Source organism: Bradyrhizobium sp. CCBAU 53351, assembly GCF_015291745.1.
Lineage (GTDB): Bacteria > Pseudomonadota > Alphaproteobacteria > Rhizobiales > Xanthobacteraceae > Bradyrhizobium.
Map to the genome: position 1 here is coordinate 5484421 of NZ_CP030059.1, position 13022 is coordinate 5497442.

13 protein-coding genes are annotated in these 13022 nt (G+C 65.0%); 5 read left to right on the forward strand and 8 right to left on the reverse strand.

The window, feature by feature from the left end; all coding sequences use genetic code 11:
* The first annotated feature begins 34 nt into the window (after positions 1–34).
* The 5 genes from XH83_RS26060 to XH83_RS26080 all read left to right on the forward strand — a co-directional run bounded on the left by XH83_RS26060 (position 35) and on the right by XH83_RS26080 (position 4030).
* Positions 35–241, forward strand: coding sequence for a hypothetical protein (locus XH83_RS26060; RefSeq protein ID WP_091966675.1), 207 nt, complete (start codon positions 35–37; stop codon positions 239–241).
* A 112-nt stretch (positions 242–353) separates the two neighbouring features.
* Complete coding sequence (locus tag XH83_RS26065) at positions 354–917, forward strand: ferritin-like domain-containing protein (protein ID WP_194403550.1); 564 nt, start codon at positions 354–356, stop codon at positions 915–917.
* A 178-nt stretch (positions 918–1095) separates the two neighbouring features.
* On the forward strand, positions 1096–1479 hold the full coding sequence (locus tag XH83_RS26070; protein WP_194403551.1) for an Hsp20/alpha crystallin family protein: 384 nt from the start codon (positions 1096–1098) through the stop codon (positions 1477–1479).
* An 8-nt stretch (positions 1480–1487) separates the two neighbouring features.
* Positions 1488–3869 (forward strand): endopeptidase La, encoded by a 2382-nt coding sequence (gene lon / locus XH83_RS26075; RefSeq protein ID WP_194403552.1) that lies wholly within the window; start codon positions 1488–1490, stop codon positions 3867–3869.
* Between the two features lie 5 nt (positions 3870–3874).
* The gene (locus XH83_RS26080) at positions 3875–4030 is read left to right on the forward strand and encodes a hypothetical protein (RefSeq protein WP_194403553.1); all 156 of its coding nucleotides are present in this window, start codon (positions 3875–3877) and stop codon (positions 4028–4030) included.
* Between the two features lie 72 nt (positions 4031–4102).
* Here XH83_RS26080 and XH83_RS26085 read toward each other — a convergent pair whose 3' ends face one another.
* From XH83_RS26085 to XH83_RS26120, 8 genes are all read right to left on the reverse strand, one after another.
* Positions 4103–4405: an HU family DNA-binding protein gene (locus XH83_RS26085; protein WP_094891268.1), complete on the reverse strand. Its 303-nt coding sequence runs from the start codon at positions 4403–4405 to the stop codon at positions 4103–4105.
* A gap of 280 nt (positions 4406–4685) precedes the next feature.
* The gene (locus XH83_RS26090; RefSeq protein WP_194403554.1) at positions 4686–5918 is read right to left on the reverse strand and encodes an acetyl-CoA C-acetyltransferase; all 1233 of its coding nucleotides are present in this window, start codon (positions 5916–5918) and stop codon (positions 4686–4688) included.
* A gap of 246 nt (positions 5919–6164) precedes the next feature.
* Positions 6165–7622, reverse strand: coding sequence for a GH1 family beta-glucosidase (locus XH83_RS26095; RefSeq protein ID WP_194403555.1), 1458 nt, complete (start codon positions 7620–7622; stop codon positions 6165–6167).
* A 151-nt stretch (positions 7623–7773) separates the two neighbouring features.
* Entirely contained in the window at positions 7774–8184 is a 411-nt protein-coding gene (locus XH83_RS26100) for a hypothetical protein (protein WP_194403556.1), read from the reverse strand.
* A 60-nt stretch (positions 8185–8244) separates the two neighbouring features.
* The gene (locus tag XH83_RS26105) at positions 8245–8412 is read right to left on the reverse strand and encodes a hypothetical protein (protein WP_164937874.1); all 168 of its coding nucleotides are present in this window, start codon (positions 8410–8412) and stop codon (positions 8245–8247) included.
* 149 nt (positions 8413–8561) lie between these two features.
* Positions 8562–8897: a hypothetical protein gene (locus tag XH83_RS26110; RefSeq protein ID WP_371746150.1), complete on the reverse strand. Its 336-nt coding sequence runs from the start codon at positions 8895–8897 to the stop codon at positions 8562–8564.
* Between the two features lie 96 nt (positions 8898–8993).
* On the reverse strand, positions 8994–11456 hold the full coding sequence (locus XH83_RS26115) for a TonB-dependent receptor (RefSeq protein WP_194403557.1): 2463 nt from the start codon (positions 11454–11456) through the stop codon (positions 8994–8996).
* Positions 11457–11619: 163 nt separating this feature from the next.
* On the reverse strand, positions 11620–12978 hold the full coding sequence (locus XH83_RS26120; protein ID WP_194403558.1) for a histidine kinase: 1359 nt from the start codon (positions 12976–12978) through the stop codon (positions 11620–11622).
* Positions 12979–13022 lie beyond the last annotated feature (44 nt).

The following is a 13022-nucleotide window of genomic DNA, read 5'->3' on the forward strand; positions in this document are numbered from 1 at the left end:
AGCAAAGCCGCTTTGCAAATCACCGGAGACGACAATGAGCGACAGTGGAATCGGAATGCTCCTCGGCCAGCTCTCGGCCAACCTGCTTTGGCTCTGGTTCATCGGCGCGTTCGTGCTCGGCGGGGTCCTCGTCTATGGCGTGATGAAGGCCGGTCACCTCAAGCGCAGCGAGCGGGCGCAGCTCGATCGCAACACCGAGGCACGACAGCGCCAGGAAGATCCCTACAAGCGTCCGACCTGAGTGAGCGCCGCGCGCAATTCAGCCGTTTGGAACTTTCGTTCATGAAGCGGCTTTGATCGCCTGAGGATTGAGGAGGGCGAGGCCTTCCCGTGTCACCTCATGAGGAGGATGTATGGCTAAAGCAAAGAAACGCACGACGAAGAAGACCGCGGCGCGCCGACCGCGTCAGGCGCCGAAGATGCTCAGCGACCTGTTTCTGGAGACGCTGAAGGACATCTATTTCGCGGAGAACAAGATCATCAAGACGTTGCCGAAGATGGCCAAGGCCGCGCAATCGAAGGAGCTGGCCGCCGCATTCAACAAGCACCTGCGGGAGACCCAGGGCCAGGTCAAGCGGCTGGACCAGATCTTCAAGATGCTGGGCAAGCCGGCGCGCGGCAAGCCCTGCGAGGCCATCAACGGCATCACCGACGAGGGTGCCGAGATCATGAAGGACTTCAAGGGTGCCCCGGCGCTCGATGCGGGACTGCTCGCGGCCGCCCAGGCGGTCGAGCATTACGAGATCTCGCGCTATGGCACCTTGCGCACCTGGGCCGAGGAGCTCGGCATGCCGGACGCGGCAAGGCTGCTTCAGGCGACGCTGGACGAGGAAGAGGCGACCGATCACACGCTGACGGAGCTCGCCACGTCCGTGATCAACCTCGAAGCGGAAGAAGAGTATCGCGCGGCGGCCTGACGCGCGCCGCTGCCGATGACGAAACGCCGCGGCCTGTGCCGCGGCGTTTGCTCGTTGGGCCAGGGCCGCGGCGTTTGTTTTTCAATCGCACGACAGCGCATGGCACGTCAGCGCCGCCGCACTGGATTTCCCGGGAACCGGCCCCATATGCAGGCTTTCCCACCCCCTGAGCCCCAACATGCAACCAAAAAATCCCCTCGACTGGATGCTGTCCGAAGCCCTGGACTCGCTGACCCGCGCCGACCGGCTGCGCCAGCAGTTCGGCCGCCAGGAAGCCTGCTGGGAGCCGCCGATCGACGTGCTCGAGACCGAGCACGAGCTTCTGATCCTGATCGCGCTTCCCGGCGTCAATCCGGACAATGTCGAGACGGTCATCCATGACGGCGTGCTCGTCATCTCCGGCCAGCGCACCCTGCCCCCGGAGCTCCGCAACGCCCGCATCCACCGGCTCGAACTGCCGCAGGGGCGCTTCGAGCGCCGCATTGCATTGCCCCTCGGCCGCTACGCCATCAGCCGCTTCGTGATGGACGGCTGCGTCGCGCTGCGCCTTGCCAAATCCTGAGGTCGATCATGGCCACCGAACAGATGAACAACGAACAGACTGATAACGACGTGAAGATCCCCGACGACGCGCTGATCATCGTCCCCGTACGCGAGATGGTGCTGTTCCCCGGCGCCATCGCACCGATCACGATCGGCCGTGCCAAGTCCATCGCCGCCGCGCAGCAGGCGTTGCGCGAGCAGCGGCCGATCGGCATCGTCCTGCAACGCAGCCCCGAGACCGAGGCGCCCGGAGCGGACGATCTCTACCGGGTCGCGACCATCGCCAACATCGTGCGCTACATCACCGCGCCCGACGGCACGCACCACATCGTCTGCCAGGGTGTGCAGCGCGCGCGCCTGCTCGACTTCCTGCCGGGGACGCCGTTCCCGGTCGCGCGATTCCAGCAGATCCCCGAGCCGACCACGACCTCGCCGGAGATCGAGGCGCGCGCCCTGAACCTGCAGCGCCAGGCCATCGAGGCCATCGAGCTGCTGCCGCAGGCGCCGCCCGAGCTGGCCGCGATGTTCCAGGGCACCAGTGCGCCCGGCGCGCTGGCGGATCTGGCGACCTCGTTCATGGACATCAAGCCGCAGGACAAGCAGGAGGTCCTGGAAACCATCGACCTCGCTTTGCGCGTCGAGAAGGTGTCCAAGCACCTGGCCGAGCGGCTGGAGGTGCTGCGCATCTCCAACGAGATCGGCCAGAAGACCAAGGCATCCTTCGACGAGCGGCAGCGCGAGGCGATCCTGCGCGAGCAGATGGCGACCATTCAGCGGCAACTGGGTGAAGGCGACGGCAAGGCGGCCGAGGTCGCCGAGCTGACCTCTGCCATCGCCAAGGCCAACATGCCGCCCGAGGCCGACGCGCACGCCAGGAAGGAGCTGCGCCGCTACGAGCGCATGCCGGAGGCTGCCGGCGAGGCCGGCATGGTCCGCACCTATCTGGACTGGCTGATCGAGCTGCCCTGGGCGCTGCCCGCGGAGAAGCCGATCGACATCAAGGCGGCGCGCGCCATCCTGGATGCCGACCATTTCGGGCTGGAGAAGATCAAGAGCCGGATCATCGAATATCTGGCGGTGCGCAAGCTGGCCCCGCAGGGCAAGGCCCCGATCCTGTGCTTCGTCGGCCCGCCCGGCGTCGGCAAGACCTCGCTCGGCCAATCCATCGCACGCGCGATGGATCGCCCCTTCGTGCGCGTCAGCCTCGGCGGCGTGCATGACGAGGCCGAGATCCGCGGCCACCGGCGCACCTATATCGGTGCGCTGCCCGGCAACATCATCCAGGGCATCAAGAAGGCAGGCAGCCGCAACTGCGTCATGATGCTGGACGAGATCGACAAGATGGGCCGTGGCGTGCAGGGCGATCCCTCGGCTGCCATGCTGGAGGTGCTCGACCCCGAGCAGAACGGGACGTTCCGGGACAATTACCTGGGCGTGCCCTTCGACCTGTCGCGCGTGGTGTTCATCGCGACCGCCAACATGCTGGACCAGATCCCGGGTCCGCTGCTCGACCGCATGGAGCTGATCAGCCTCGCCGGTTACACCGAGGACGAGAAGCTGGAGATCGCGCGGCGCTATCTGGTGCGGCGGCAGCTGGAGGCCAACGGCCTTTCGGCCGAGCAGGCCGAGATCGAGCCGGAGGCGCTGAAGCTGGTGGTCAAGGGCTACACCCGCGAGGCCGGCGTGCGTAACCTCGAGCGCGAGATCGGCAAGCTGTTCCGGCATGCCGCGGTGCAGGTCGCCGAGGGCACGGCCGCGAAGGTCGTGATCACGGTGAAGGACATCGGCACGGTGCTCGGCCAGCCGCGCTTCGAAGGCGAGATCGCGCAGCGCACCAGCATTCCGGGCGTGGCCACCGGCCTTGCCTGGACGCCTGTTGGCGGCGACATCCTGTTCATCGAAGCGTCAAAGGTGCCCGGCAAGGGCGGCATGATCCTGACCGGCCAGCTCGGCGACGTCATGCGCGAGAGCGTGCAGGCGGCGATGACGCTGGTGAAGAGCAAAGCCTCGCAGCTCGGCATTGATCCGCAGGCGTTCGAGAAGAGCGACATCCACGTTCACGTTCCCGCGGGCGCGACCCCGAAGGACGGACCGAGCGCGGGGGTTGCGATGTTCACGGCGCTGACGTCCCTGCTCACCAATCGCACGGTGCGCAGCGACACCGCCATGACCGGCGAGATCTCGCTGCGCGGCCTGGTGCTGCCGGTCGGCGGCATCAAGGAGAAGGTGGTCGCAGCCGCGGCCGCCGGCCTGAAGCGGGTGATGCTGCCGGCGCGCAACAAGCGGGACTACGACGACATCCCGAAGAGCGCGCGGGACAACCTCGAATTCATCTGGCTGGAGCGCGTCGACGAAGCCATCGCGGCCGCGCTCGAGCCGGTCGAGGCAAAGGTCGAGGCGGCGGAGTGAATGCGATGAAGAAACTGCTCGAAGACGCGAAGCGATCTCGGAAAACGCAGCGGCTGCGCCAGCTGCTCGATCGTGCCGTTGACCGGGTGCGCGATGCGCTTGCAGGACCAGAACCGCGGCTTCAGCCGGTCCCGGTCCGGGTGAAGCGCCGCAAGGGTTGAGCCCTCCGTCTCAAGTCCTCGCGGCTGCCCCAACCAAAAGGCCCCCTTTTACCCAAGGGGGCCTTTGCGTCGTTAGCCCACGGCGTCCTTGGCCGCCTTGACCGGGCGGGCGCGGACGATCTTGCGGGCCGGCTTGGCCTTGAACATCATCTCTTCGCCCGTGAACGGGTTGGTGCCCTTGCGTGCCTTGGTCGCGGGCTTCTTGATGACGACGAACTTGGCGAAGCCCGGCACCAGGAACAGGCCGTTCTTCTTGAGCTCCTTGTGACCGACGTCGGTCAGCGTCTCCATGACGCTCTTGACGTCGCGCTTGGAAAGCTCGGTAGCGGTCGCGATCTTTTCGATCAGCTGCGATTTGGACATTTGGGTTGCCATCGTGTCTCCTCTGATTCGTGACGGCTGCATATTAGACCAACCGGCGAAGGCCTATAGCCTTCTGCACAGTTTTGTCGCGGTTTTACGGGCTTTTTTGGCCCTCTATGGCAAAAAACCCTGCATTTTAGCTGCTTCCAGAGCGGGAGAAGCCTCAGGCAGCGGATTTTGCCTTGTTTCAAAGGCCCGCACGACATCTTGCTAGAACTGATTCGCCACTTTCGACAAGCGACGACCGGCCTCTTTGTCAAAGGAGGCGCGTGTTTCACCCTAGAAAATAAGGCTAGACGCGCTCGATGATGATGGCGGGCGCCATGCCGCCGGCGGCGCACATGGTGACGAGACCGCGTTTGAGGTCGCGCCGTTCGAGCTCGTCGAGCACGGTGCCGATCAGGATCGAGCCGGTGGCACCGATGGGATGCCCGAGCGCGATCGAGCCGCCATTGACGTTGACCTTGGCGCGATCGAGCTTGAGGTCGCGGATGTATTTTTCCGCCACCACCGCGAACGCCTCGTTGATCTCGAACAGGTCGATGTCGTCGATGGAGAGGCCCGCCTTTGCCAGCACCTTGCGCGTCGCCGGCACCGGCGCGTTCAGCATCAGGGTCGGCGAGTCTCCCATGTTCGCCATCGCGACGACGCGGGCGCGGGCTTTGAGGCCATGCGCTTTGGCGTAAGCAGGTGAAGCCAGGAGGATGGCGGCGGCGCCGTCGACGACGCCGGAGGAATTGCCGGCGTGGTGCACGAAGTCGATGTTCAGGTCCGGATATTTCTGCAGGATCAGGCCGCGATAGGTCGTGCCCTTGTCGTCGAGCACGTAGTCGGCGACCGCGGGGAATGCCGGCTTCAGGCTGCTCAACCCCTCCATCGTGGTCTGCGGCCGCGGATATTCCTCATGGTCGAGCGCGAGGCTGCCGTCCTCCCGGTGAACGGGCACGAGGCTCTTCTTGAAATAGCCGTTCGTCATCGCGTGCGCGGCGCGCTTCTGGCTCTCCAGCCCGAGCGCGTCGACGTCCCGCCGGGTAATGCCTTCCAGCGTCGCGATCGCGTCCGCGCAGACGCCCTGATGCGACTGCGGATGCTTTGCCCGCAGACGCAGATTGCCGTTGTCCATCATCATCGGACCTGAGCCGCGGCGTCCTTCCATCGACATCATCTCGCAGCCGCCCGCGATGACGAGGTCTTCCGCGCCTGCCATGATCGAGGATGCCGCCATGTTGACGCTGGTGATGCCGCTTCCGCAAAAACGGTCCAGCGTCACGGCGCTGGCGCGCACGTCGTAGCCGGCATCGAGCGCCGACATCCGGCCGAGATCGCCGCCTTGCGTCGCGACCTGCGCGCTGCAGCCCCAGACAATGTCGTCGACGTCGGCCGTGTTGATGCCGGTGCGCTCCGCGAGCGCGCGCAGCACGGTTGCGCCGAGCTGCTGCGGATGGATGCCCGAAAGCGCTCCCTTGCCGGCCTTGCCGACGCCGCGCGGGGTGCGGCAGGCATCGATGATGAGTGCATCGGTCATGGGCGTTGTCCTCTTTGTTTTGAGCGTTGAGGACGGTTCTGAATAAGGGGAAGAGGAGAGTCAATGCGTGGGCGCCCACGCCCTCTCCCGCCCCTCACCCGGATTTTCCGCCGCACGAAAGCCTCCGCGACGTCATGGCCGGCTTGTCCCGGCCATCCACGTCTTGCTACGCGGCGCGAATAACGTGGATGTCCAGGGACAAGCCCGGGCATGACGACCTCTGGTGATTTTACGCGGGAGAAGACATCACGCCCCCGCCGCGTTCTTCGCGATCACGTTGCGATAGAAGCTGGCGCTGAGTTTCGGCGTGCGGACCTGGGTGTCGAAATTGACATGGTACAGCCCGAAACGCTTGTTCAGCCCGTAGACCCACTCGAAATTGTCCATCAGGCTCCAGAGGAAATAGCCGCGCACCGGCACGCCCTCGGCCGTGGCGCGCTGCAGCTGGGCGAGATAGTTGCGCAGGTACATGATGCGGTCGGTGTCGTAGATCTTGCCGTCCGGCGTGACGACGTCGTCGCCGGAGGCGCCGTTCTCGCTGATATAGATCGCATCCGTCTTCCAGATCTTTGCCGCCAGCTTCGGCACCCAATAGAGCGTCTCCGGCCCGACGCGCAGCCAGTCCGAATTCATGTGCGGGAACGATTTCGGGATCGGCAGCGGCATGAAGCCCGCGCCCTGATCGGAGGCCACCACGTAGTTCTGCGGCGCATAGATGTTGAGACCGAGGAAATCGACCGGCGAGGAGATGATCTTGAGTTCCGCGTCGGTGAATTTCGGCGCGTTGGCGCCGGCGAATTTCAGGAAGGCGTCGGTGTAGCGGCCAGTCATGATGACGTTGAGATAGCCGGCGTTCATCTCGCGCAGCGCGATCTCGGCGGCACGAACGTTCTCCGGCGTGTCGATCGCGGGCGCGCAGGCATCGATGTTCTCGGCCGGCCCGACCCTGGTGCCGCGCCGGCCGTGGGCGCGCACGGCCTGCACCGCGAGCCCGTGCGCCAGCGCGCTGTTGTGCCTGATCTGGTTGACCTCGGCTTGCGGCAGCCTCAAGCCCGGCGCGTCGATGCCGATGCCGTAGCCGAAATAGACGAAGCGCCCGCTCTCGTTCAACGTGAAGACGTTCTTGACGCGATCGGTCAGATGCTCGGCGACATAAGCCGCGTAGTCACCGAAGATCTTGCAGGTTTCCGTCGAGCGCCAGCCGCCGAAGCGATCCTGAAGCGATTGCGGCAGGTCCCAATGATAGAGCGTCAGCCACGGCTCGATGCCGTTCTTCAGGAGCTCGTCGACCAGCCTATTGTAGAAGTCGAGCCCCTTCGGGTTGGGCTTGCCGTCGCCATCCGGGAACAGCCGCGGCCAGGCCACCGAGAAGCGGTAAGCCTTGCAGCCCAGCGCCTTGATCAGCGCGATGTCCTCCTTGTAGCGGTGATAATGCTCATTGGCACGGTCGCCGGTGGTGCCGTCCTCGATCTTGCCGGGGATGCGCACGAACTTGTCCCAGATCGAGGCCCCTCGCCCGTCCTCGTCGACCGCGCCCTCGACCTGGTAGGACGAGGTCGCCGTACCCCAGACGAAGCCCGCCGGAAAGCCGGCGCGCGGCGGCGGCGCTGGCTTCGCCTTTGCCGCGTCGAGCGGACCGGTCAAGCCGGCTGCGGACAGCCCCGCGATTTTCGCGAACCTGCGACGCGAGACCTTGTCCGACATTGCTGCTTCTCCGCCTTCGAACTGTTGCGGGCGCACAATGGCGAGTCCGGGGCGGTTTGAGAAGCAAGGTTTGGGAAAAACCGGATGCAGAATTGCGCGGCCTGGCGCGCGACATATGGCTGCGGGCCGGCCGCCGCGCAGGCTTCACCGCTTAGCGCGAGCGCTTGGGCAACTTCGGCAGCTTGTCGGGATTGAACGCCGGGCGCTGCTCGGCTCGTTGTTCACCGGCCGGCGGCTTCTGTTCGGTGAGAATGAGCGTTCCCTGGAGAATCATTCCGGGCACTTGTTGTGCCGTCGCGGTGTAGGTCGCGATCTTGCCGGGGCAGTTTCCCTCGATGTCCAACGTGAGCTCGTCGTCCACGCCGAACACCGTTGCACGGCCGTTGGTATGGCGCTTCGTCGACACGGTGGCGGTGAAGCGATCTCCGTCGACGTGACACGAGCCATGATAGGTCATCAGGCTGTCGCGGCCCCAGATCTGTCCATCCGCGACATGGACGATCCCGGTACCCTGGTCGAGCGGCGTCTTGTACCACGCCGCGTATGTCCCGTCCTTCAGCATGGGAGCAGTCTCCCCTGGCATCCCTCCACGATAATCCGCATGATTAGCGCTAAGAAAGCGTTAATCGCGCGGCCCGTGCCAATCCGGCCTGTCCTTGCGCAGCTCGGCTTCAAGCTCCTCGACGATGCCGTGAAGCAGACACGCCGCAAGCGGATCCGTAACCTCCCGCTCCAACCGCCGGTAACGCGCGATCCGGCATTCCTGCTCTCTCAATTGGCGCTCTGTCATGACATCGGCCCTCCGACAAACTGACGCGGAGATCGCCGAGCAGTTTCGTTAAACTTTTCGGATCATTTGACATGGTTTCTGATTGGTGAAGACGACGACGTCCCGCTCTTTGCCGGTGCCGGGACCAGATCGTCCAAAGGACCGCGCCTCTAAGATGACAGACGAAGCCAGACGTCCTTGCTTGCCAGCGTGCCATTCGGCGTGGCGATCTCCATGTCCACGACGTGCAGTGAGCCGGGCTCGTCGCCATAGATGTACTTGAGGTGCCACATCAGACCGAGGTCCGGCGAAACGACGAAATCGTCCAATCCGTCGGTAATGTCTCGAACGGCATCGCGGTGGCTCGGGGACGCGGAAAACATCGCATCGATCAAGTCGGCGAGGGTCATACCCTCGACGAGCATGAGTCGCGCGATCTCATCGCCATAGACGCGCCGAAGCGCTGCAACGATCGAAGCGACGGCATCCGGATTCTTCAACGACACGGCAAAGCAAGCCTCCGAAACCATCATGCCGGAGGCGGAATATTCTGCCAAGCTCAGCGAGCGCCATCGCGGACACCAGGGGCGCGGCACCCGTACCTAGAACGTCACCCTCATCCCCGCGTAGAACGCCCGCGGCCGGGCCGGGCTCAGCGAGCGCGGGTCGGTGAATTCGGCGCCGCCATTGGTGAAGTTGGGCAAGGCCTCCCGGTCGAAGAACTGTCCATAGGTCGCGTAGCGTTTGTCGAAGACGTTGTCGACGCGGCCGTAGAGCTGGATGTTTTTCGCCACCTGGTAGGAGGTATGGAGATTGAACACGGTATAGGACGGCAGCTTGGCATATTGGTTGGACTCGTCGCCGACCAGATATTGGCTGGAGACGAACAGCGCGTTGCCGCCGACCTTCCAGACGTCGGTCACGGCGTAGTCGACGCCGACCTTGACCCGGTGGCGGGGGATGGCGGGAAGTTGGTTGCCGGGAACGACATGGATGTTGTCGTTACCGTCGGCAAACGGGCTTTCCGAGCCGAGCTCGAGCGGGTCAAGATAGCGCGCGTCGACGAAGGCGTAGCTCGCCTGGAACTGCAGCGTCGGCGATTTGATGTTGACTTCGGCCTCGAGGCCCTGCCGGCGGGTCCGGCCGACGTTTGAGAAATAGCCGAAGCCGGTTCGGCCGACGACGGGTACCGCCACGATGTCGTCGTAATTCGTCGCGCGGAAGCCGCCGATCTTCCAGCCGAGGGTGCCGATGTTCAACTCCTTGGTGCCGCGCAGGCCGGCTTCCACGGTCTTGGACACCACCTGCTTGAGCGGCGGGTCGGAGACCAGAAACGCCGCGATCAGGCAGGGGCGGGCTGGATCGGAGCAGCCGAGCTCGAGCGGCGTGGGCACGCGGTTGGCCTCGGAGTAACCGGCATAGGCGGTCAACTCCGGCGTGATCTTGTAGGTGCCGCCGATCACCGGATTGAAGCGAGTGAAGGTGTGATCGCCGTTGAGATCGGCTCCGAGCTGATCCTCCAGCGAAATCCGCGCAATGTTGAAACGGCCGCCGCCGGTGATGGCGAAGGCATTCGTAACGTTGAAGGTGTCCATCGCATAGAGGCCGTTATATTGATTGACGGTCCGCAGCGAGACGGGGCCGGCAACTGTCGTCGGCTGGCCGGTCGGCCCGAGGAAGAGGCCGCTCCCGTTGACGACATAGTTTTCCCCGATCGAACCGATCTCGGCGGTGGCGTTGTACCGCGTGACGCCTGCGTCATAGCTCGCGCCCATCACGAAGCGGTTGTCATGCCCGAACAGTTGATCGGTGTTGGTAGCCTGCCCTGACACGCCGATACTGGTCGAACGTATCGTGCTGCGGTCGATCTCGCCGAGGATCGTTCCCGGCGCAAAGGGATTGGCAAGCTGAACGCCGCCCGCGCCATTCGCGGGCGTGGCGTCATCGCCGAAGCAGAGCAATGCCGGATCGGCGCACTCCTGCGCGTCAGTCGGATTACCGTCGACCAGCTTCTGCTCGTACCTGCGCACATGCGCAGCGCCTTCGAGGGTCCAGGTCGGCGTCGCATCGGCCTTGCCGGTCAGATTGAGATAGCCGACGCGGTTGGATGTGGTCTGCGGGGTGGTGTAGGTCGCGCCCCAATATTTGTCGAGCAGCTCGGCCGGGACGGTGGCGCTGGCGCCGAAATCGTTCTTGGCGACGCCCATATTGGCGTGGAATTCGCTGTCGCCGGCCTTGTAGCCGACATCGCCGTAGAAGCGCCGCACGGTCGATTGCGAGAAATTGCGGAAGCCGTTGTCACGCAGGCCTTCGAGCGCGGCGTAGACGCCGTAGTTCTTGTCGACCTGCTTGCCCCATTGCGCCGAGCCCTGGATGCGCCCGAACGAGCCGCCCATCACGTCGATCTCGGCGCCCTGGTAAGTGAAGCCGTCCTTCATTTGCAGATTGATGGCGCCGCCTAGCGCGTTGAGGCCGAAGGCTGGATTGTTGGTCACCAGCGTCACCGATCTGATCGCAGCGGTCGGGATCAGATCCCAATTGACGGCATCCGAAAAGGCCTCGTTGATGCGCACGCCGTTCTGATACACCGCCAGGCCCTGCGGCGTGCCCGTCACGGGCGAGGCGACGAAGCCGCGGAATTCGACATCCGGCTGGAACGGATTGCCGGTGACCTCAGTGATGTTGACGCCGGCGATGTTGTCGCGCAGAGCATCGGTGATGTTCAGCGAACCGGTGCGCTTGATCTGGCTCGGATCGACGGCGTTGATCGCCGATGGGACCTTGTCGACATCGAGACCCCTGCCCGCACCCGGCGCGGTCGGGTAGACGTAGATGCGTGTGCGAGGGCTCGCGGACTGCGCCGCCCCGATGCGCGCGACCGTCCTGGTCGGCGCCGTGCGCCTCGCCACCGATGGCGGCGGCGCCGCCACTTCGACCGGCGGCAAGTTCTGGACGTTGGTCTCCTCGTCCGGCGCGGCCCCGGCGGGGCCCGCGAACACCAGCCCGGACACCAGACCGGTCGACACCATCAACACATGACGCTTGAACCGAAGAACCTTGCCCATCCCCGCCTTCCCATCCGTGACCACCGGCTGTTTTGCTCTTCGCCGATTGGTCGGGACGAGTGTATTCGGCCGCAATGGGTGCGCCAGCCACAAAAGGTCGGGCAATATCCGCACCCGTTTTCCCGATGAAATCGGGAATTATTCCCGACCGCCTCAGGCGCGACTAGGCGGCCGCAGTCGGAACCAGCGCCTCCACCGTCAAGCCGCCGGCGCCGGAGACGACGTTGAGCGTGCCGCCGAGCGCCAGAATCCGCTCGCGCATGCCGACAAGGCCGAAGCCGAGCTTCTGGCCCGGCTCCATGCCGCGGCCATTGTCGCTGACCCGTACCCGGGCGCAGAAGCGGCCATCGTTCGCCATCTGCTCCGCCGGCTCGATGACGACATTGACCGAGGTCGCTCCGGCGTGGCGGAACACGTTGGTGAGCGCCTCCTGCACGATGCGGTAGATGGTGAGGTCGGCGGTCTCACCCGTCGCGCCCAGCGAGGGTGAGATCACGGTCTCGATCGCGACATCGGGATGCGATTCCCGCCACAGCCGCGACAGCGATTCGAGCGCCTGCCGCAGGCCCAGTTCAGCGAGACCGACGGGCCGGAGCCGCTCCAGCACGCGGCGATTGAACTGCTGCAGCGCGTTGATCTGCTCCAGCATGGCGCTGCCGTGTTTTCGCACAGCCTCGGTGCTCGGAACGCGTCCATCCGCCTGCTTCGCGAGCGCGCTGGCATGCGCGCGCAGCGAGAACAGATACGGCCCGAACTCGTCGTGCAGTTCGCGCGCGATCTCCTTGCGCTCGATGTCCTGGAGCGACACTGCGCGCTCGGCGAGCCGCCGCTTGTCCTCGACCGCCTCATGAAGCGTTGCGGCCAGGTGGTTGAGCTTGGTGCAGATCGCCGCGAGCTCCGGCGCGCCGCCCGGCGTGACACGGGCCTCGTAATGTCCGCCTTCGAGCTTCCCCATCGCCTCCGCCAACGACCGCAGCGGCGCCAGGGCCCGGCCGACTACGGTCATCATCAGAAAAAACAGCGCCAGCGCGATCGCGGAGCCGACCTCGAGCTGGGTGACGATGGCGTCCCAGATCTCGGCGATCTCGTCGTCGGGATGCGCGGTGATCAGGAGCGAGCCCGGCTTGCCATGGATCGAGACGGGCACGCTGACCGCGGTCTGCTCGGGATGAACCAGGCTGACGAACCAGGCCGGCGGCCCGCGCGTGTCATCATCGGCGTCTGTCCGCGGCGTGGTCAGTGGACGACCGGCTTCGTCCCGGAGCGCGATGCTGACATGGCGCAGACGGCTGAGATCGCGTGCGATCTGGTTCAGCCTGGCCTCCGGATCGGGCGCTTCGTTGAGATCGGCGACGATCATCTCGATGAACTCGCGCGCCAGGCGGATCACGCTCTGGTCCTCGGCCTGCACGCGGGGACCTGCTTCCGCGACCTGCCGGCCGATATTGACGGCGAGCCCCAGCGCCAACAGCAGCGCCAGCAACAGGTTGATGCGCCCGCGCAAGGATAGATTTTGCCACATTGGTGTCGCCCGTGCCTCGCGAAGCTCTGCCCGCCCCTGTCCGA